The organism is Bacillus sp. TH30, from assembly GCF_016650875.1.
Classification (GTDB): Bacteria; Bacillota; Bacilli; order Bacillales; family Bacillaceae_G; genus Bacillus_A; species Bacillus_A mycoides.
Map to the genome: position 1 here is coordinate 4,129,715 of NZ_JAEKEY010000002.1, position 19,803 is coordinate 4,149,517.

The following is a 19,803-nucleotide window of genomic DNA, read 5'->3' on the forward strand; positions in this document are numbered from 1 at the left end:
AAAATATTTCATCAAAAAATGCTCTAAGGGGCACCGGAGGAGGGGGTTAACTGTCAGGTTTTTTTCTAAATTACGCACGTAAGGGGGGGGGTAGATGGCTGTTAGTATTGTAAGGTTAAAAGAACAGCTCATGAATAGTATTGATATTACAGATTTAGTCGAAGTTGAGAAGGTAGAAAGATATATTGATCTTGTCAAAGCATTTAGAAAAATAAATAAAACTATTAATAAAGAAGGCGAGTCCGTAACAGTAAAAAACGGTTCTCAAGTTTTTGTTAAAGCCCACCCTCTTATAGGTGAGAGGAATAAAATTAACAGTTCTTTAATTGCATTAGGTAGAGATATAAAGTTTGTTGTTAAGAATACTATCCCTAATACAGGTTATAGCAAAAGTGATCTTACATGATTAGGCAAAAGTATGTGGAAGAATATATTGAACTTTATCGAAGTAGAAAAGTAAAGTTTAATAAAGAAAGAGAACTGTTAATTGAATATCTAGAAAAACATGTTTTAAACAGAGACGATTTGTATTTTGATGATGAAATGATTGAGGATTGTATCAACTTCGGCGAGAAGTGGTATTTTCCATTGCAGCCATTTCAAAAATTCTTAATAGCATTCGTCTTTTTATTCTATAAGAAAAATGGACGTGTATTTTATCGCAAATTCCTATGGATGTTAGGACGTGGCGGTGGTAAAAACGGTCTGATTTCTGTTATTATTCACTTTTTAATTAGTGAATTACATGGCATTCCAGAGTATAACATTTCAGTTGTAGCGAATAGTGAAGAACAAGCAAAAACAAGCCCTGACGAGGTTCATAAATGTGTGAAGAAGAATGAGGTCTTGAAAAGAGCCTTTAAAACAACGTTAACTCAAACAGTTTCAAAGGCTACTGAAAGTGTACTGAAATTTAGGACTTCAAATGGAGATACAAAAGATGGTTTGCGTGATGGTGCGGTTGTATTTGATGAAATACATCAATACGAAAGCAATAAAGATGTCCGTGTTCATATCAGTGGTTTAGGGAAAAAGAAAAACCCACGTGAATTTTACATTGGTACAGATGGATATGTTCGTGACGGTTTTTTAGATAAGCAAAAAGAAAAGGCAATGAAGGTATTAAACGGCGAAGCACGTCCGAATGCTGTCTTTCCTTTTATTTGTAAATTGAATGACGAAACTGAAGTAGATGATCTTGATAATTGGGAGCTTGCGAATCCCATGTTATCTAAGCCTTTAAGTGAGTATGCTGAAGGGTTACTTGAAACAATTAAGGAAGAATATGAAGATTTAGAAGACGACCCGAGTAATAGAGAAGAGTTCATGACAAAGCGTATGAACTTACCTGTTACTAATTTAGAACGCTCTGTTGCAAAGTGGTCAGAAATTCTGGCTACAAATCGACCGTTTCCAGATTTACATGGTCAAGAATGTATTGGATCATTAGACTTTGCGAGCATTCGAGATTTCGCGGCATGTGGTCTTTTATTTAGACAAACTGGAGAGTATATTTTTAAAACTCATTCCTTTGTACGAAAAGAATTTGTTGATGTCTATTATGGATATTCAAAAAAAGCAGGCGAGTTCAAAAAACAGAAGTTTGCACCAATAAAAGAATGGGAAGAACAAGGCTTACTAACTGTTGTGGACGAGCCAACTATCAATCCTCAACACATTGTTGATTGGTTTGTAAAAATGCGTGAACAATATGGCATTAAAAAAATTATAGCTGATAACTTCCGAATGGAAGCGATAAGACCTTTATTAGTAGCAGAAGGGTTTGAAATAGAAGTTATAAGAAACCCTAAAGCAATTCATAGTTTATTAGCGCCACGGATTGAAATGGCATTTGCAAATGAGCAGATTATTTTCGGTGATAACCCTCTTATGCGTTGGTATACACAGAATGTATTGGTTGTGATTAAGGGTGACGGAAACAAAATATATGAAAAGAAAGAACCGGTGCGAAGAAAAACTGACGGATTCCAAAGCTTTGTTCATGCTCTTTATCGAGCAGATGAAATACAAGAAGCCGCAGACTTCATATTAAGCGATATTAAATTCTAATAAAGGGGGTGATAACCATTGGATGGCTAGATTCAGTATTTAAAAGAAATAGTGAAGTAGGCTTTATGTTTGATATAGAAATGTTTATAGAAAAAGCAAATCGAATCCACATGAAACGACTTGCTATTGATACTTGTATTTCTTTTTTAGGTCGGACCATTAGTCAGTCAGAATTCAGAGTGAGAAATGGTAAAGAATTTGAAAAAAATGAACTTTATTATCGATTGAATGTTAGACCAAATAAGAATATGACAGCAAGCACCTTTTGGGAAAGGTTCATTTACAAACTTATTTATGAAAATGAGGCTTTAATTATACAAGCTGATGATGGTGATTTACTTATTGCTGATGATTTTGTGCATGATGAATACGCCGTTTTTGAGGACACTTTTACAAATGTTATCGTAAAAGATTATCAGTTTAAGAGAAGATTTAAACAAAGTGAAGTCATTCATTTAAAATATCGGAATGATAAGTTATCGCCGTTAATTGATGGGCTTTTTGCTGACTATGGTGATTTATTTGGAAGAATATTAAACTCTCAAAAACGTAAAAATCAAATTCGCGGAACAGTTGATATGGATATGCTTGCAGCAAAAAGCGAGAAGCATCAAGCAAAACTCCAAGAATTCATTGATAACATGTATAAAGCGATTGGAGAGAAGGACGTTGCTATAATTCCACAACAACCTGGATTCAAATACGCTGAAACATCAAGTGGTGGAAATTCTGGTCAAAGTGTGGATGAAATAAACAAAGTAACAAACGGTTTTCTTAATCAAGTTGCAATGACTATTGGTATTCCAACTGCTTTGTTATACGGGGAAATGGCTGATGTAGAAAAGCAAACAAAAAATTACATGCTTTTCACAGTAAAACCATTGTTAAAAAAGATTGCAGACGAAGGAAATGTGAAATTCTTTGAAAAGAATGAATATCTTGAAGGGCAAAAAATTGAAATCAAAGCAGTTTCGTATCAAAGTATTTTTGACCTTGCGACAAGTATTGATAAACTTATTTCTTCAAGTGCATTTACAGGAAATGAAATCAGATTAGAAGTAGGATATGAAGATTCTGACGATCCTAATTTAAATACACATCATATTACGAAGAATTACACGAAACTAACTGAATCTCAAGGAAGTGAGAAAGAAAATGACGGTGAAGCTTGATATTAAAGGACCAATCATTTCTAGTGATGAAGCTTGGATATATGAATGGTTTGAAATGGATGCAACAAGCCCAGGGATGGTTGCAAAAGAACTTACTAATGCCAATGGTGAGGATTTAATTGTATCAATTAATAGTCCTGGTGGTTATGTACACGAAGGGTCAGAGATTTACACAGCATTAAAAAACTATGCAGGTCAGGTTGAAGTTCAAATTGTTGGTTTGGCTGCAAGTGCGGCCTCTGTTATTGCGATGGCTGGTGATAAAGTTCGAATTTCTCCAACAGCACAAATCATGATTCATAATGCATCGATGTGGAATGGTGGCGATCATCGCGATATGGAAAAAGCTGCTGAAATGTTGAAAACGACAGATCGAGCAATTGTAAATGCCTACGTCATTAAAAGTGGTAAATCTGAAGAGGAATTACTTAATATGATGGCTGAAGAAACATGGATGGGACCACAACAAGCATTAGAAAATAATTTTGTGGATGAAATTATGTTTATGGATAATCCGGTGAAAATGACTGCTTCAGGTGCCGCTTCTGCTATGATTCCACAGAAAGTAATCGATGGTTTTAGAAACGGAACACTTAATAAAGGGAAAGCTGAAGGGATTACAAAAGAAGATTTAAACGCTGCATTATCTGGGTTAAAAAATGAAATCATGAATGATTTACAAACTAATACAGAACCAAAACCAAAAGAGCCAAATCCGAAACCTGTTAAAAACAGTGGGATTAAAGGGCTCTTTTTAAAATTATAAAAATTGGGGGAAACACATAATGACAATTAAATTTAATAAATCAGAAGCTTTTACTAAGGCGAAAGCAAAATTAACAGACACTCTAACTAATGCTGAAAGTACAGACAAAGAGCAAACGACAGCGTTTGAAAATTTCTTTGATGCATTACAAACGGATGTAGCGAATACAGTTCGTGAGCAAGTAAACAATGATATGCTTGATCGTTCCATTCTACAACAACGTGGTCAAAACGTTTTAACTTCAGCAGAAACAAAATTCTTCAATGCTGTTGTAAAAGAAGGTGGATTTACAGACGGTGAAATTCTTCCTGTAACGACACAAGAACGTGTATTTGAAGATTTAGTTACAGAGCATCCGTTATTGGCTGAAATTGGTCTGCAAGATCTAGGAACTGTTACAAAATTTATCTATTCTGATGCAACAAAAGCCTATGTATGGGGCGAATTATTCGGTGAAATTCGTGGGCAAATCGACGCTATTTTCAAACAAGAAAAAATTGGACAACTTAAATTAACAGCATTTGCAGCAATTCCGAATGATATGCGAGAACTTGGACCGGAATGGATTGAACGTTATGTCCGAACTGTTTTAGTAGAAACGTATTCTGTCGGTCTAGAATTTGGTTTCGTTAATGGCGGTGGTTCCGTAGCACATCAACCAGTCGGTTTAATGAAAGATGTAAATCCAGAAACGGGCGCAGTTACTGACAAAAAATCTTCTGGTAAATTAACATTTGCTCCATCTGATAAAGGGGAGATTGTAGCCGGAGAACTTTATGAAGTAGTAAAAGCTTTATCTGTTGATGCAAAAGGTAAATCAAGAAAAGTATTAAATAAAATTGTAATGGTTGTTAACCCAATTGATGCAATTGGCGTACAAGCGCGTAATACAATTCAAACGGCAACAGGTCAATGGGTAATGGCATTGCCTTATAACATTAAACCTGTAGAATGTGAGGAAGTTCCTGTCGGTAAAGCTTTATTCTTTGTAAAAGGACAATATATTGCCGCAATCGCAGGAGGATATAAGTTAAAAGAATTTGATCAAACATTAGCTTTCGAAGATGCTACTCTTTATACAATTAAACAATTTGCTAATGGGAAACCGAAAGATAATAAAGCGGCTCTTGTTTACGATTTAGAAATTTCATTTACACCACCTGCAGAAACAAAATCTAAATAAAGGGTGACGTGAATGAGAAACGCAACAATTTCAGATGAAATATTGCAAGAGTTTAAGGAAAGGATGCACTTAGGTGATGAGGAAGACGATAACCTAAAGCGCATCATTTCTACGTCTAATAAGGCTTTATTAAGAGTTTGTGGCGATTACGATTTAAATAATAACGAGGAGTTCAAGGAATTAGTCTTTGAACGCTCTCGTTATGTCTATAACGATGCCTTAGAGTATTTTGACAAAAATTTTTTAAGTCACATTAATAGTTTAGGCGTTGATAAAGCATTAGAAGAAATCAAATTGGACGGTGATTAATATGCGTCCTCTTCAATATAAGAAACCATTGAATACAGGTGATTTTCGCAATCGAATTCGTATCGAACAACCTGTAGTAATAAAAGATGAATTAAACCAAGTAATCGAAACATCTTGGCCAGAATTTAAAAAAGCCTGGGCGATGATAAAAACGGTGAAAGGGTCTGAGTATATCGAAGCTTCAGCTTCACAAGCTACTCGAATTTATCGATTTGTAATCCCTTATACATCGGGTGTTACAGAAGAAATGCGGATTAAAATGAAGAATCGTATCTTTGACATTATCGAACCGCCAATGAATGATGATGAAATGTATCAAACATTGACTATTATCGCAAAGGAGCATGTTTAATATGAATGATTTTGCGAGTGAGATTGCTAGAGAATTACAAAGATATGCGAATGTTGTGGAAGAAAAATTAGAAAATGAAATTGAAGAAATAGGTGACATTGCTGTAGATAAGTTAAAGCAAGGCAGCCCTAAAAAAACAGGTGCTTATCGTAAAGGATGGCGCAAGAAAAAAGAAGATAAAGGCGTTGTTCTTCATAACACACAAGGACAACTAACGCACCTTTTAGAAAATGGTCATGCGAAAGCTGGTGGTGGCCGAGTACCGGAGAAAGTGCATATTCGTCCAGTTGAAGAGTATGTAATCGATGAATTGCCAAGACGTATTGAAAGGGCAATTGAATCATGACATTAACATTAGGAGAATTAATAAAAATTCTTGAAGCTACAGGCTATCCTGTGGCTTATTCGCATTTCATAGCAACACCAGGCAATCCAGTTCCAGCGCCACCTTATATCTGTTTTCTTGTGGACGGTTCAGCAAATTTAATGGCTGATAATAAGGTGTATCACAAGATAAATGATTTAAATATTGAGCTTTATACAATTAAAAAAGATTTAGTTGCTGAAGCCAAATTAGAACAAGTCCTAGACGATCATGATATTCCTTATGAATCGTATGGGACTTTTATTGAATCTGAAAAAATGTATCAAAAAATATATGAAACGAGGTTGATGTAAATGAATGAAAACAAGGTAACATTCGGTTTGAAAAATGTACATTATGTACCATTAGATACTAAGGATTTTTTAGTTAAATTCGGGACACCAATTCCATTACCTGGTGGAGTTGAACTAACTTTTGAGCCACGCGGTGATTTAATTGAATTCTATGCAGATGACATGCTTTATTACGCGGCAAGTAATAACCAAGGTTACGATGGAGCATTAAATATTGCTACTATTCCTGAACAATTTGCTATTGATGCACTTGGTGAAGAATTAGACGAAACGGATGGCGTATTAAATGAATTGGCTGATGCAAAAGGGAAACCATTCGCATTATTATTTGAGTTTGATGGTGATGTGAACGCAACCCGTCATGTTATGTATAACTGTTCAGCAAGTCGTCCAACGATTGCATCTAAAACAAAAACAAGTTCTGCTGAACCAAATACAAATGAACTGAAGTTTGTTTCTAGCCCGATTATTTTAGCACCTGGCGGAAGACCAATGGTTAAAACGAAAACGACTGCTAAAACAACACCAGCAATTTATAACGACTGGTACAAAAAAGTATATGTAAAAACACCAGCAGCACCAAAAGGAGCGTAATTATAAATGGAAAAGACGATTACTATAGATGGAAAACAAGTTCGATTAAAAGGTACAGCAGCAACAGTTAAAAAGTATAAAGCACAATTTAGACGTGATTTATTTGCGGATATGTTTGGATTAGGAATCATTTCACCAATCACACCTCAAGGTGGTTCACAACCTACTATTGATTTAGCGAATGCTGATTTAAGTAAAGTAGATTTTGAAGTTATTTATGATTTAGTTTGGTTATATGCAAAAACAGCAAACCCTGAAATCGCTGATCCGATTACATGGCTAGATGGATTTGATGAATTCCCTATTTCTGAAATCATTCCAGAAATCATGGATTTAATTCAAAGTACGATGGGAGCAAAAAAAAAATAAAGAAAAATAATGAAGAGCAAGGGACTTTCGGTGATGAAGAGTTAACAACCGATACGTTCCTTGCTCTTTGTTATAAAGCGAAATTATCACATGGTGATTTAGAAGAAATGACTATTGGTGATTGTTTTGATTATATTTCTGAATTTGCTGAAATGGAAAATCCAAAGAAAGAAAAAGTAAGAAAAGCAACTCAAAAAGACTTTAATGCTTTCTAAGGAAGAGGGGTGAACGTATGGCAGGAGGAAGAATTAAAGGGATTACTATCTCTATTGACGGAGAAACTACAGGTCTTCAAAATGCTTTGAAAGATGTTAATAAGCGTAGTAATGATTTAACAAAGGAATTGAAAGATGTTGAACGGTTGTTGAAGTTCGATCCAGGTAATATTGAAGCATTAGCCCAAAAGCAACAGTTGCTTACTCAACAAATTGATAACACAACACAAAAGTTAGATAAATTGAAGGTAGCTGAACAACAGGTCCAGGAACAATTTCAAAATGGCAAGATTTCTGAAGAACAATACCGCTCGTTTAGGCGTGAAATTGAATTTACACAAGGATCACTTGATGGGTTGAAAAATAAGCTTGGAAACATGAAAGCTGAGCAAGAAAGTGTAGCAAGTTCAACAAGACAATTAGAAACATTGTTTAGCGCTACAGGAAAAAGCGTTGATGACTTTGCAGGAGCATTAGGTAATCGTCTTGTAAATGCGATTAAAAGCGGATCGGCTACAAGTCGCCAGTTAGAACAGGCAATTGGTCTTATTGGTCGTGAAGCTTTAGGAGCAGAAACAGATATAGAAAAATTACAACGTGCGCTTCGCTCTGTGGATGCTGGAAACTCCATACAACAAGTACGAAATGAGTTAAGAGATTTACAACAAGAAGCCGGAAGAACAGAGGAAAAGTTTGAAGGACTTAAAATAGGACTAGAAAATGTCATAGGTGGTATGGCAGCCGGTGGCGGTATTGCAAGTGCGGTTGAGCAAGCAATGGACATGTCTAAATTAAAAACAAAGATTGATATCACTTTTGATGTTCCGGAGTCTTCGAAAAAATCAGTAGAAGAAGCTGTAAGGGGCGTAACTACTTATGGTGTGGATGCAGAAGAAGCCTTAGAGGGTGTTCGAAAACAATGGGCATTGAATAAGGATGCTTCTGATGAAACGAATGCTGCTGTAGTTAAAGGAGCGGCAACTATCGCTTCAAGTTATGCAGGGATTGATTTTAATGAGCTTATACAGGAAGCGAATGAGATTGGTGCAACATTAGGGATTACTAATGAAGAGGCTTTAGGATTAGTTAACACGTTATTAAAAACAGGTTTTCCACCTGAACAATTAGACATTATTGCTGAATATGGTGACCAAATGGTTCAAGCTGGATTTACAGCTAAAGAAGTTCAAGGAATTATGTCAGCTGGTGTAGACACGAAAAGTTGGAATATAGACAACCTATTGGATAAAAAATTGTCCCTATGAGTGGCGACATTCATAGAAAACTCCTTTAATTCAGTGGAACTCTCAAAAGAGACAATACTGAGCGAAGCCTTTAATTTAGGAACGTGCAACGACTAGCTGAAAAGCGTAGGGTGTAAGCAAATGACATCCGAAATGGGGAGCATCTTATATAAAGATGATGATATAGTCTGGTCTGTATAGTGATATACAGAAGTTCATAAGAGAACTGACAGGATGTTGCGAATCCTGTTGAACATATCGGGTGTTAAAGAAGGCCGTATCAAAATGGCTGAGTTTGGTGCCGGTGTAGATAAGTCCATGCAAGCGGTTTTAGATAAAACAAAGATTTCAGCCAATCAATTTGAAAAATGGGGACAAGCAATTGCTGGCGGTGGTGAAAATGGACAAAAAGCGATGCTTGAAGCAACCAAGGCTTTAGCTGGTGTTGAAAATGCGACAGACAGAAATGCGCTTGGTACGAAGATGTTCGGTACCCTTTGGGAAGACCAAGGAAAGAAAATTATCGATACGATTCTAAAGGCAGAAGGTAAGCAAGTTGATTTGAAAAAAGGAGTAGAGGATTTACATGGAGCAACTTCTAAAATAGATGCAAGTCCAGCTGTTAAGTTTCAAAAAGCCATGGAAGATTTAAAAATGGCACTTGAACCAGTTTTATCTGTGGTAGCTGATCTTGTTTCTAAATTTGCAGAATGGGTTTCTGACAATCCGGAATTAGCAGCAACATTAGCAGCTATCGCAGTAGCTATCGGGGTGATTTCTGGTGCGGTTATGGCACTTGCTCCTATAGTTATGGCGATCATGGGCCTGTTTGGTGTCGGAGCAGGAATAGCGGCTGCGATTGTTGCTGTTGTTCCTCTTATCATAGCCGCTATAGCAGCTCTAGGAATTGCAATTTATAAAAATTGGGACGATATCCAAAAATGGACCATCGAGGTATGGAATTCAATTACAGAATTCCTAATAGGAATATGGGACGGCATATCCCAATGGGCAACAGAAACATGGGAAAGTATTAGCGAATCTACCGCTTCTGCTTGGAATTCAATTAAAGAGTTTTTAGCAGAACTATGGAATGGAATAATGGAGTCCCTATCTGAAACATGGAATTCTATTGTTGAAACTACTACGGAAACATGGAATTCTATAGTTGAATATTTGACTGGAGTTTGGGATGGGGTAGTTGAGACGTTATCAGAAGTTTGGAATAGTATCAGCCAAACCACTTCCGAAGTGTGGACAGCGATTAGTGAGTTTTTCATTAGTACCTGGAATGGGTTAGTTGCTTTTATCACACCGATTTTACAAGGGATAGCTGATTTCTTTGCAATGATTTGGAATGGCATTTCAACAGTGATTCAAACAGTATGGAATTTCATTACGCAATACTTACAGGCGATTTGGACAGCTATTTTATACTTTGCTACTCCAATATTTGAAAGTATTAAGAATTTCATTTCTGAATGTTGGAATACCATTAGCTCTACTACAAGCTTTGTATGGGAAACGATTAAGAATTTCTTAGTTTCCTGTTGGAATGGGCTTGTAGCATTTGTTATGCCGATTTTTGAGCAAATCAAATCTTGGATCATTACTGTGTGGGATACAATCAGTTCAGCAACAATGGCTGTGTGGAATGCAGTGAAGAATTTCTTACAAGCATGCTGGAATGGATTAGTTGCTATTGTAACACCAATTTTTGATGCAATAAAAAACTGGATTGTGAATGCCTGGAACACGATTAGTTCCACAACAAGTGCAGTATGGAATGCCATTAAAAGCTACCTTTCTAGCTTATGGAGCTCAATTGTTTCCATAGCGAGTTCCGTATTCAATAACATCAAAGAAGCTATTTCGACTGTCTGGAACATGATTAGTAGTACGAGTAGTAGCATCTGGAATGGTATTAAATCAACTCTTTCAAACATTTGGGAAGGGATAAAATCAACAGCATCTTCGGTTTGGGATGGACTAAAAGAAGCTATTATGACTCCTGTTCGTTGGGTAACAAATGCTGTTAGTGGAGCGTTTGAAGGAATGAAATCGGCTGTATTAGGTGTATGGGATGGAATTAAAAGCGGTATTAAAACAGCGATTAATGGAATTATTCGTATCATAAATAAATTTATAGATGGTTTTAACACGCCAGCAGAATTATTGAATAATATACCAGGTGTTAGTGCTCCGACTATTCCGCATGTTCCTATGCTTGCTAAAGGTGGAAAACCTGTAGGGGATGGCTCATTTATTACTGGAGAAAAAGGACCTGAGATGTTTACAAAAAGAGGTAATTCAATTACAGTTACTCCGTTATCTTCGAAAGAGAGATCGCTTGGTATCACTGGAACTATGAATCAATTAATGGGCGATATGAGCCGTATGATGGCTAATTCTATGAGGCAGTTATCAGGCTTAAAAAGCGTTATGAGTGGTGTATACGGAAGTATGTCAAACAGTAGGCAAGCAATGACAGCTAGTGTTGCAAATCAAGTGTTTAATTATTCGTCAGGATCATCTGGTGGTAATGGAGTAATTCCGATGCTCGGAGGAGATTTAGTAGTTGAAGTACCTGTTAGTTTAGAAGGACGAGACGTGGCACGTGGTACTTATAGATATACAACTGAATATCAAGAAAGAGAAGCACAGAGAGATTCAGACTTTTAAGTTTGAGTCTCTTTTATTTTTAAACGAAATGAGGTGTTAACATGAGTTCTTTTACATTTAACAAAATACGTAAAGACTTTATTCAAATAGAAAAGGGATGGAGTCCACCGACATGGGCACCTCTAAAGCGAAATTTTTTAAAAACACCTGGATATCCAGGTGCAAGATTATTAGGTACAGAAACGGACCCTCGTCCACTTCCTGTACCTGTAGGAATTATTGTTCCAGATGAAACGAATTTAGAAACGTTAAAGGAAGAAATATCAGCTTGGTTAATTACAGAAGAATCGGTCGAGCTAGTTTTTGATGCAACTCCTGATAGAACGTATATAGCTGTTATTGATGAAGATTTTAATCTTGATGATTTCGTTACATTAGGTAAAGGTACTTTGAAGTTTACTTGTCCTATGCCTTATAAATTAGGACCTACTCGAACGGTAGAATTTGAAATGGATGGACGCGGATTAATAGCAAATGTTCAAAACAAAGGAAGTGTGGAATCCAATCCGATTATAGAAGTTGAAGTAACGAAGCCTTCCACATTTCTTGATGTATGGAATGGAACGAATTATTTTCGCATTGGATATCCGCTTAAAGCTGATCAAATTCCTGTTGAAAGGAATCAGCGTGTATTGTGGGATGAAATGTCCACCACTGTAGGATGGACGAATGTAGCTAAAACAGAGGATATGACAGGTGGAGGAAAGTTTAAAACAGACGGATATCGTTTTATGGCTGAATATCTGGGCGAACCTACAGTAAAAGGGTGGCATGGTTGTATAGCCAAAAAAAATATTCCACAAGGACCATTACAGGATTTCATCATGCAAGCTTATGTACAAATTAATAGTCATCATTGGGATCAAATGGGACGTGTGGAAATAGGTCTTCTCGATGAAAATAGTGATTATGTAGCTCGTATATCGATGAGTGATGTTCAATGGGAAGCCGAGCAGAATAGTGGATTTGCTAGTGTTGGGAATAGTAAAAAACCGGGTGGGCAAGTCTTTATCAACGAGCATGGAGATCATCCAGATACTTGGACTAACTTCAGAGGTCGCTTATGGCTTGCAAGAACAGGGAACAGATGGGAAGCATATATTTCTAAATTTATTTTAGGTACGGAGACTGATGACTCAGAGCGCTTTGTAGTGTGGATAGACGAAAATAACGTCAACATGAATAAAGTCACTCAAGTACAAATCAGTATTTCTCAGTTCTCTAACAACATGTTTTGTTCGCAAATGAGTATTGATGATTTGAAAATATGGAAAGTCAATATGAATACACAAGATAACCCACCGTATATTTTCGATGTTGGAGATAAAGTATCCATTGATACAGAGAGAAGCCTTGTAACGATAAATGGTAAGAGTGCTATTAATCTAAAAGATATATTTAGTGATTATCCGGTTGTTAATAAAGGTTCAAACACACTAGAGGTTATGCCTTCAAACGTAGGAAAAGCAAAGGTAATATACAGGGAGAGATTTAGATGAGAACACCTAGCGGAACACTTCATGTTGTCGATTTTCAAACAGAACAAATCGTTTCTACTATCCAATCTAAAGATTATTGGGATGATAAACGGCATTGGGAAATCAAGAACAATATTGATAAGTTTGATTTTACAACGGCTGATGGTACGGAACAAGCAGCTACACTCATGCAACAAAACTTAGTGTTAAAAGAGGTGCGTAGCGGTGTTATTGTACCGTATGTAATTACTGAAGCTGAAAAACTTTCTAATGATAGATCCGTAATTACTTATGCATCTGGTGAATGGATTTTATTAGCAAAAGCAGGTGTTATCAATCCTCAACGAATTGAAGGGAAAACGGTCAATGAGTTTATTGACATAGCTTTAACAGGGACAAAGTGGAAACGAGGTCGTACAGAATATTCTGGTTTTCATACAATGACTATCAATGAACCTATCGACCCGCTTAAATTTTTAAAGGATATCGCTTCTCTTTTTGATTTGGAAATTGTGTATCGTGCTGAAGTTGTTGGTAATCAATTCGTTGGTCGTTATGTGGATATGGTTAAGAAGCGTGGTCGAGAAATAGGTAAAGAAGTAACTCTTGGTAAAGATTTAATGGGAATCAAACGTATTGAAAACTCTCAAAATATCTGTACAGCGCTTATGGGGTTCGTTAAAGGTGAAGGAGATAAGATAATTACAGTTGAGAGTATTAATAACGGTTTGCCGTACATCGTAGATAGCGATGCGTTCCAGCGCTGGAATGAAAAAGGGCAACATAAATTCGGCTTTTATACGCCAGAAACAGAACAAGATATTACTCCAGAACGTTTAATGACTCTTATGAAAACAGAGATAAAAAAACGTGTTAATACATCTGTTTCTTATGAAGTTCAAGCGCAAAGTATCGGGCGAGTTTTTGGATTAGCGCATGAGCTAATTAATGAGGGTGATACAATCCGAATTAAAGATACAGGTTTTACACCTAAACTGTATCTAGAAGCTCGTGTTATTGCTGGTGATGAATCATTTACTGATCCTACACAAGATAAATATGTGTTTGGTGATTATCGTGAAATCATTGATCCAAACGAGGAATTACGTAAGCTCTACAATAAAGTCCTGGCTTCTCTTGGAAATAAACAAGAAATTCTAGATCAGCTAGATAAGTTGGTTAAAGAGACTGCTGAAAAAGCTAACAATGCTCAAAAAGAATCTGAAGCCGCAAAGAAACTTGCTGAAAAAGTACAAGAAAACATAAAGAACTATCAAACGACTATCATTGAAAGTAAAACAGCGCCGACTACAGGATTGGAAGCTGGTAAAACAATATGGCGAGATATTAGTAACGGAAAACCTGGTATTTTAAAAGTATGGAACGGTAACGGGTGGGAATTGCTAATTCCTGATGTAGAAGTAGTAAAGAAAGAGACACTGGAGCAAGTCAATAAGGATATTCGGTCCACAAAAGAAGAATTAAATAAGAAAGTGGAAGAAGCACAAAACGAAACCGCTGGACAATTTAATGTAGTAAACGAAAATCTTCAAGAGGTTTCTCGAACTATTAAAAATGTACAGAACTCTCAAGGTGAAATTAATAAAACTGTCTCTGAAATGAAACAAACCAATGAAGGTTTTACTAAATCTATTGAATTATTAACAAAAAAAGACGGTGAAATTACTGGAAAATTAAATACAGTAGTAGAGACTTCCGAAGGCACAAAAAAGATAATCTCTGAGGTGCAGCAAACAACAAATGATCTAAAGAAAACCACAACTGAAATTACAGAAAAAGCAGGGAAGATTAGTGAGAAATTAGAGAACGTAGAAAAGAAGGTTGCTAACGATAAAGCTGGAGGACGTAACCTTCTTTTAGATTCAAATGTTAAATATGAAAAAGCGGATTATTTAATTAATCAATATACTCTATCTGAAAATTTTTCTGCAGGTGAGGAATATACTTTTGTAATTAAAGGTAGTGTTCCACAGGGACAGAAATTTGGCATTTGGCAGAATGGTGGTTCGATTAATGTCGGGTATGCAACAAGTGTTTATGCCAGCGGAATTACTTATCTGACATTTAAAGCTGTTGCAACGACGGTAGGTAACGAGAAGAAATTGTCTTTATACAATTCCCCTCAAAACACAACGAAAGCGACAGTTGAATGGGTTGCTTTATATAAAGGGAATAGACGGCAGGATTGGACACCAGCTCCAGAAAACCAAGTAACAAATGATGAATTCACTAAGAAAACAACTGAGATTACAAAAAGTGTGGACGGTATTAAAGAAAGTATTAAAACAGTTGAACAAACACAAGGAAAATTTAGTGAACGTGTTAACACTGTAGAAAAGAATGCAGAAGGAACAACTGCAAGTGTTAAGAAATTACAGGAAACACAAACTGAGCAAGGAAAGACAATTAGCGAGGCTACTACAACGATAGGTCAACATAGCGAAGCATTGAAGCTAACAATGAAAAAGAAAGATGTTGAGGATTATGTAGGTGGTTTAGGTACTGTCAACGAGTTGCGTGATGCTGATTTTAAGTTAGGGCAGAAATATTGGATTTGGAATAGTGGTAATGGGGCTATTGGCTCTGTTGATACAAATTTAAAATACAAAGGTATGAATACATTCTCAATTACCGTTACTGGACAGACTCAAGATCGTTGGTGGGGTCTAACAAGTCAATTCATTGAGTGTCAAGTTAATGAGGAATTTGTTGCATCAGGTTATTTCAATACTGACGGGAAAACACCTATTGATAGTGGAGGTGCATTTATTGAAATTGAGTGGTGGACTGCTGACAAAAAAACTCGTATTAAAACAATTAGAACTAATGTCAAGGTTGTAAATAATAAGTGGGTTCGTGCTGTGTGTACAGACAAAGCACCTGCTAATGCATCGTTTGTGAGATGGCGTTATTATGTTACAAGAAATGGGCGTTTGTGGTGTGCTGCACCTATGTTGCAACGTGGCACTATAGCAAGTGAATTTTGGTTACATCCGAAAGATCAAAATGATGTTGATAAAATGATGGAAGATATCGCTAATAAAGTAGCTACCGAGAAATACAATCAGAAAGTTACAGAGTTAGAAAGAAGCATCACAGCAAATGGAGAAGGCGTTACTATCCTCGCAAAAAATCAGGAAACCTTTATAAACGATACTTATGATGCCTATGTAAAAAAAACGGAATCTAAGTTACAAGTGTTAGATGAAGGAATTATCGCACAGATTTTAAAGGATGGTATTGTTACTGCTATTAATATGTCCCCCGGAAAAATTACAATCAATGCTGCGAAACTGGATATTAATGCCGATACAATGGTGAAGTGGTTAACAGCAAAAGGTATCGATACGAATGTCATTAACGTTAATGGTGATAAAATTACCATTGATAAAAATGGTGTAACCGTAAAAATGCTAGACTTCCTATTCCAAGATGAATGGGGAACAAAAACAACTGCGGTATCAAGACGAAACTTAATAGCAGATTCCGATTTTTCTAGTGTTGGAAAGAAAAATATAGGAAATGCAGATTACTATGGGTTTGAAGGTGGATATGGTTTAACTTGGAAGTCGCAGGGCAATGTAGTGATAGAAAAAAATACATCTGTATTTGATTACGAACAAATGGTTAATGCGGCAAGGGTAGATATGTACAACTATCCAGAAGCAGTGGTTAACAATGGGATACATCCAGGAAACGAGTATACATTATCTGCACATTTTAGAGCATCTATGATAAATGGTGTACGTAAGACAGCGAAACCACGCTTGCACGTATGTTGTGTGAAGTTTAGGGACAATGTTTCCTATGATATATGGAATGAACAAAAAATGGACTTCCCTGAGCCAAGTATTTTTTATGGTGAAATTAGGAGATACTCATTTACATTCAAAGTACCAACAAACTATAAACCACAAGAACATGCATTGATTATTAAAGTCTGTTCTGCCAATGGACAAATAACTGGTGCGCAAACAGCGGTTTGTGTATCAGGTGTAACACTATACAGCGGTAAATATGCATCTATGTATAACTGGGATCGAGCGGCAGCAGAAAGAGCCGCTGGTCTTCAACCATTTAATACAATTGCTGTAGGTAGTGTAAATAACAACATAGGTCCGGCACCTGATGGTCAAACCTTTGATATATCAACAGAAAAAGATGTTAAGTTTTTTACTAATATACGAGCTGTACAAGGTGTAAATCTTGGTGGGAATGCATTTCAAGGTTGGGGGCATATTCGTTTTACAGACGGTAATCTCGGTCCGGGTTTTTATGTGAGCAGTGCGAATGGTTGGAAATTCAATGCCCTTGGATAAAAAAGGAGAGATATAGATGAATAAATATGACATTCAAATGATGCCACTTCAAGCAGGTGAAAGCTTTCCTTTTATGGGGAGGCTGGTAGATGCAACAAGAACTGATACAGGGATTTCCGTCCAAGTACCTGCTGATATGTTAAATAATGCTGGCATTCCAGAGGGCACTAGTAAGGTCGAAGTGTGGAGAGAAATGTCTGATGGAACAATCTGTTTCAGAATTGCAACCAGATGTGAACTATGTGGACGAGGTTCACGTCTATATGAATTAGATATGGGATTTGCTAAAAGACGCCTTTGTGCAGAGGATTATTTTAAATTGACAGGTAAAAATCCCCCACAAGAACTAGTAACAACTGAAAATAAAACAGAAACAGGGCAAGAGCAGCAATAGCTGGTCTTTTTTTATTGCTAAAAAAGGAGATGAAAAGATGGATCGTATTGATGTATTACTGAAAGCATATATAGCTACATTTGGTGGCTTTTGTGGGTATTTCTTGGGAGGATGGGATGCAACATTGAAAATCTTAGTAACAATGGCAGTTATTGATTATTTAACTGGCATGATAGCAGCAGGTTATAACGGAGAACTAAAAAGTAAAGTTGGTTTCAAAGGCATCGCCAAAAAGGTGGTGCTTTTTCTTTTGGTTGGGGTTGCAACTCAATTAGATGCAGCGTTTGGAAGTAACAGTGCTATTCGTGAAGCGACTATTTTCTTCTTCATGGGTAATGAGTTACTTTCACTTTTAGAAAATGCTGGTCGTATGGGGATTCCGCTCCCACAAGCTTTAACAAATGCAGTTGAGATTTTAGGCGGTAAACAAAAACAAGAAGATAGAAAAGGAGATGTTAAGTAATGGGACATATTATTGATATTTCAAAATGGAATGGTGACATTAACTGGCCTATAGCAAAGCAATACATTGATTTCATCATCGCTCGTGTGCAGGATGGTTCAAATTATGTGGATCCATTGTATAAAGGCTATGTACAAGCTATGAAGCAGCATGACGTTCCGTTTGGTAACTATGCATTCTGTCGTTTTGTTTCTATAGAAGATGCAAAAGTAGAAGCTCGTGATTTCTGGAATCGCGGTGATAAGAATGCGACAGTCTGGGTAGCGGATGTTGAAGTAAAAACAATGAATGATATGAGAGCGGGCACACAAGCATTTATTGATGAACTACGCCGATTAGGTGCTCAGAAAGTTGGTTTATACGTTGGTCATCATATGTATGCTCCATTCGGAATGGCAAATGTTAATTGTGATTTCGTATGGATTCCACGCTATGGAGGGAATAAACCAGCATACCCTTGTGATATTTGGCAGTACTCTGAAACTGGTAATGTACCTGGTATCGGCAAGTGTGATTTGAATTCTCTAATTGGTAGCAAATCGTTAGCTTGGTTTACAGAAGAGAAACAGCCAGAACAAGCTATTGCTAATGTTGGCTATCAATATGTTAAATCTGGTGGTTTTGGAATTTCATTGGTCCAGGAAGTCGTAAACGCTATGAATGAGCGTGGAACAAAAGGGAAAGTTGTCTCTGATCCATTAACTGGTTTAGCGTATTTACAAACTGAAGTTTTACCAAATGGTGAACTTGATAAAATTACAGCTTGGATGGACGAAAGAAACTGGTGGTACGAGTATTTGAAATAATACAAAAGAATAGTTTTACGAATAAAAATGTTACCTGATTCTATAGGTAGGTATTTATATATTGATTTTCATCTTTATAGATGTTAGTGTAAAGGTACCGTTTCTTATTTATCTATGAACCAGTGAACCAGTATCTGTAGAACGAATAGATTAATTTGAAAAAATCCCCTTGTGCACCTATATGCAGAAGGGGATTTTTGTTTTTATGAGATTTAAAATTTACTTTTAGATAATGCCTTTAATATAGGATTTATAATTTTACTCAACAAACGAAATGCGTTAAATATTGAACGAACGACCTTCATAAAGTTAGAGTTCTTTTTCATTTGGTATGTACCGTCCTTTAAATCTGATTATAGATCAGATATTTTTCTAACTTCTTTTTCCTTCGCTTTAAATTCCTTTTTATATTGCTTGAAATCTTGTTTATCTACTTTGAATTTTTCGCCAGTAGCAACATTCTTCACTAAGTATGTTTTAGTTATTGAGAAATAATAAATAAAAAATAATATACAAGATATTGAAAAAGTGGGGATGCCTAAGATTAATGCAATAATAAACAACGTTATATCTAATCCCGTAAACATGCGTTGCAAGACAATCCTCTTTCCAGCAACAGCTTCTGATTGCTGGAATTGTTGCATACGTTGTAAGGATGCAACTGTATCGTAACTCATGAAATAACCTC

Annotated in this window: 19 protein-coding genes; 18 read left to right on the forward strand and 1 reads right to left on the reverse strand. The window is 36.3% G+C overall.

What is annotated here, in order from left to right; all coding sequences use genetic code 11:
• Positions 1-94 precede the first annotated feature (94 nt).
• From JFU20_RS23620 to JFU20_RS23705, 18 genes are all read left to right on the forward strand, one after another.
• Entirely contained in the window at positions 95-406 is a 312-nt protein-coding gene (locus JFU20_RS23620) for a P27 family phage terminase small subunit (protein ID WP_088291085.1), read from the forward strand.
• Entirely contained in the window at positions 403-2,070 is a 1,668-nt protein-coding gene (locus JFU20_RS23625) for a terminase TerL endonuclease subunit (RefSeq protein WP_201038934.1), read from the forward strand. The genes JFU20_RS23620 and JFU20_RS23625 overlap by 4 nt, the downstream gene beginning before the upstream one ends.
• A gap of 8 nt (positions 2,071-2,078) precedes the next feature.
• The gene (locus tag JFU20_RS23630; RefSeq protein WP_201038935.1) at positions 2,079-3,242 is read left to right on the forward strand and encodes a phage portal protein; all 1,164 of its coding nucleotides are present in this window, start codon (positions 2,079-2,081) and stop codon (positions 3,240-3,242) included.
• The gene (locus JFU20_RS23635; protein WP_002165188.1) at positions 3,226-4,008 is read left to right on the forward strand and encodes a head maturation protease, ClpP-related; all 783 of its coding nucleotides are present in this window, start codon (positions 3,226-3,228) and stop codon (positions 4,006-4,008) included. The genes JFU20_RS23630 and JFU20_RS23635 overlap by 17 nt, the downstream gene beginning before the upstream one ends.
• Positions 4,009-4,027: 19 nt before the next feature.
• Entirely contained in the window at positions 4,028-5,191 is a 1,164-nt protein-coding gene (locus JFU20_RS23640; RefSeq protein WP_002165189.1) for a phage major capsid protein, read from the forward strand.
• Between the two features lie 12 nt (positions 5,192-5,203).
• Positions 5,204-5,500 carry a hypothetical protein gene (locus JFU20_RS23645; RefSeq protein ID WP_002165190.1) on the forward strand — a complete coding sequence of 99 codons (297 nt, stop codon included), beginning with the start codon at positions 5,204-5,206 and terminating at the stop codon, positions 5,498-5,500.
• A gap of 1 nt (position 5,501) precedes the next feature.
• The gene (locus JFU20_RS23650) at positions 5,502-5,852 is read left to right on the forward strand and encodes a phage head closure protein (RefSeq protein WP_002165191.1); all 351 of its coding nucleotides are present in this window, start codon (positions 5,502-5,504) and stop codon (positions 5,850-5,852) included.
• Between the two features lies 1 nt (position 5,853).
• Positions 5,854-6,198: an HK97 gp10 family phage protein gene (locus JFU20_RS23655; protein WP_002165192.1), complete on the forward strand. Its 345-nt coding sequence runs from the start codon at positions 5,854-5,856 to the stop codon at positions 6,196-6,198.
• Positions 6,195-6,530, forward strand: a complete 336-nt coding sequence (locus tag JFU20_RS23660; protein ID WP_002165193.1) for a hypothetical protein — start codon at positions 6,195-6,197, stop codon at positions 6,528-6,530. The genes JFU20_RS23655 and JFU20_RS23660 overlap by 4 nt, the downstream gene beginning before the upstream one ends.
• Positions 6,531-7,124: a major tail protein gene (locus JFU20_RS23665; protein ID WP_002165194.1), complete on the forward strand. Its 594-nt coding sequence runs from the start codon at positions 6,531-6,533 to the stop codon at positions 7,122-7,124.
• Between the two features lie 6 nt (positions 7,125-7,130).
• Positions 7,131-7,493, forward strand: a complete 363-nt coding sequence (locus JFU20_RS23670) for a hypothetical protein (RefSeq protein ID WP_002165195.1) — start codon at positions 7,131-7,133, stop codon at positions 7,491-7,493.
• A gap of 232 nt (positions 7,494-7,725) precedes the next feature.
• Entirely contained in the window at positions 7,726-8,973 is a 1,248-nt protein-coding gene (locus JFU20_RS23675; protein ID WP_002165196.1) for a hypothetical protein, read from the forward strand.
• A gap of 264 nt (positions 8,974-9,237) precedes the next feature.
• Positions 9,238-11,634, forward strand: coding sequence for a phage tail protein (locus JFU20_RS23680; RefSeq protein ID WP_201038936.1), 2,397 nt, complete (start codon positions 9,238-9,240; stop codon positions 11,632-11,634).
• A gap of 41 nt (positions 11,635-11,675) precedes the next feature.
• Positions 11,676-13,133: a distal tail protein Dit gene (locus JFU20_RS23685; protein WP_002165198.1), complete on the forward strand. Its 1,458-nt coding sequence runs from the start codon at positions 11,676-11,678 to the stop codon at positions 13,131-13,133.
• Positions 13,130-17,452: a phage tail spike protein gene (locus JFU20_RS23690; RefSeq protein ID WP_201038937.1), complete on the forward strand. Its 4,323-nt coding sequence runs from the start codon at positions 13,130-13,132 to the stop codon at positions 17,450-17,452. Before JFU20_RS23685 ends, JFU20_RS23690 begins: the two co-directional genes overlap by 4 nt.
• A gap of 16 nt (positions 17,453-17,468) precedes the next feature.
• Positions 17,469-17,846: a hypothetical protein gene (locus JFU20_RS23695; RefSeq protein ID WP_201038938.1), complete on the forward strand. Its 378-nt coding sequence runs from the start codon at positions 17,469-17,471 to the stop codon at positions 17,844-17,846.
• 37 nt (positions 17,847-17,883) lie between these two features.
• Complete coding sequence (locus JFU20_RS23700) at positions 17,884-18,309, forward strand: phage holin family protein (protein ID WP_088034570.1); 426 nt, start codon at positions 17,884-17,886, stop codon at positions 18,307-18,309.
• Positions 18,309-19,115, forward strand: a complete 807-nt coding sequence (locus JFU20_RS23705; RefSeq protein ID WP_201038939.1) for a GH25 family lysozyme — start codon at positions 18,309-18,311, stop codon at positions 19,113-19,115. Before JFU20_RS23700 ends, JFU20_RS23705 begins: the two co-directional genes overlap by 1 nt.
• A gap of 353 nt (positions 19,116-19,468) precedes the next feature.
• Here JFU20_RS23705 and JFU20_RS23710 read toward each other — a convergent pair whose 3' ends face one another.
• Entirely contained in the window at positions 19,469-19,792 is a 324-nt protein-coding gene (locus JFU20_RS23710; protein WP_088040011.1) for a hypothetical protein, read from the reverse strand.
• Positions 19,793-19,803: the final 11 nt, after the last annotated feature.

What these genes read in the sequence shown, in the direction of transcription:
- JFU20_RS23620 (WP_088291085.1), top strand. Translation starts at nt 95, where the DNA reads ATGGCTGTTAGTATTGTAAGGTTAAAAGAACAGCTCATGAATAGTATT.
- JFU20_RS23625 (WP_201038934.1), top strand. Translation starts at nt 403, where the DNA reads ATGATTAGGCAAAAGTATGTGGAAGAATATATTGAACTTTATCGAAGT.
- JFU20_RS23635 (WP_002165188.1), top strand. Translation starts at nt 3,226, where the DNA reads ATGACGGTGAAGCTTGATATTAAAGGACCAATCATTTCTAGTGATGAA.
- JFU20_RS23640 (WP_002165189.1), top strand. Translation starts at nt 4,028, where the DNA reads ATGACAATTAAATTTAATAAATCAGAAGCTTTTACTAAGGCGAAAGCA.
- JFU20_RS23645 (WP_002165190.1), top strand. Translation starts at nt 5,204, where the DNA reads ATGAGAAACGCAACAATTTCAGATGAAATATTGCAAGAGTTTAAGGAA.
- JFU20_RS23650 (WP_002165191.1), top strand. Translation starts at nt 5,502, where the DNA reads ATGCGTCCTCTTCAATATAAGAAACCATTGAATACAGGTGATTTTCGC.
- JFU20_RS23655 (WP_002165192.1), top strand. Translation starts at nt 5,854, where the DNA reads ATGAATGATTTTGCGAGTGAGATTGCTAGAGAATTACAAAGATATGCG.
- JFU20_RS23660 (WP_002165193.1), top strand. Translation starts at nt 6,195, where the DNA reads ATGACATTAACATTAGGAGAATTAATAAAAATTCTTGAAGCTACAGGC.
- JFU20_RS23665 (WP_002165194.1), top strand. Translation starts at nt 6,531, where the DNA reads ATGAATGAAAACAAGGTAACATTCGGTTTGAAAAATGTACATTATGTA.
- JFU20_RS23670 (WP_002165195.1), top strand. Translation starts at nt 7,131, where the DNA reads ATGGAAAAGACGATTACTATAGATGGAAAACAAGTTCGATTAAAAGGT.
- JFU20_RS23675 (WP_002165196.1), top strand. Translation starts at nt 7,726, where the DNA reads ATGGCAGGAGGAAGAATTAAAGGGATTACTATCTCTATTGACGGAGAA.
- JFU20_RS23680 (WP_201038936.1), top strand. Translation starts at nt 9,238, where the DNA reads ATGGCTGAGTTTGGTGCCGGTGTAGATAAGTCCATGCAAGCGGTTTTA.
- JFU20_RS23685 (WP_002165198.1), top strand. Translation starts at nt 11,676, where the DNA reads ATGAGTTCTTTTACATTTAACAAAATACGTAAAGACTTTATTCAAATA.
- JFU20_RS23690 (WP_201038937.1), top strand. Translation starts at nt 13,130, where the DNA reads ATGAGAACACCTAGCGGAACACTTCATGTTGTCGATTTTCAAACAGAA.
- JFU20_RS23695 (WP_201038938.1), top strand. Translation starts at nt 17,469, where the DNA reads ATGAATAAATATGACATTCAAATGATGCCACTTCAAGCAGGTGAAAGC.
- JFU20_RS23700 (WP_088034570.1), top strand. Translation starts at nt 17,884, where the DNA reads ATGGATCGTATTGATGTATTACTGAAAGCATATATAGCTACATTTGGT.
- JFU20_RS23705 (WP_201038939.1), top strand. Translation starts at nt 18,309, where the DNA reads ATGGGACATATTATTGATATTTCAAAATGGAATGGTGACATTAACTGG.
- JFU20_RS23710 (WP_088040011.1), bottom strand. Translation starts at nt 19,792, where the DNA reads ATGAGTTACGATACAGTTGCATCCTTACAACGTATGCAACAATTCCAG.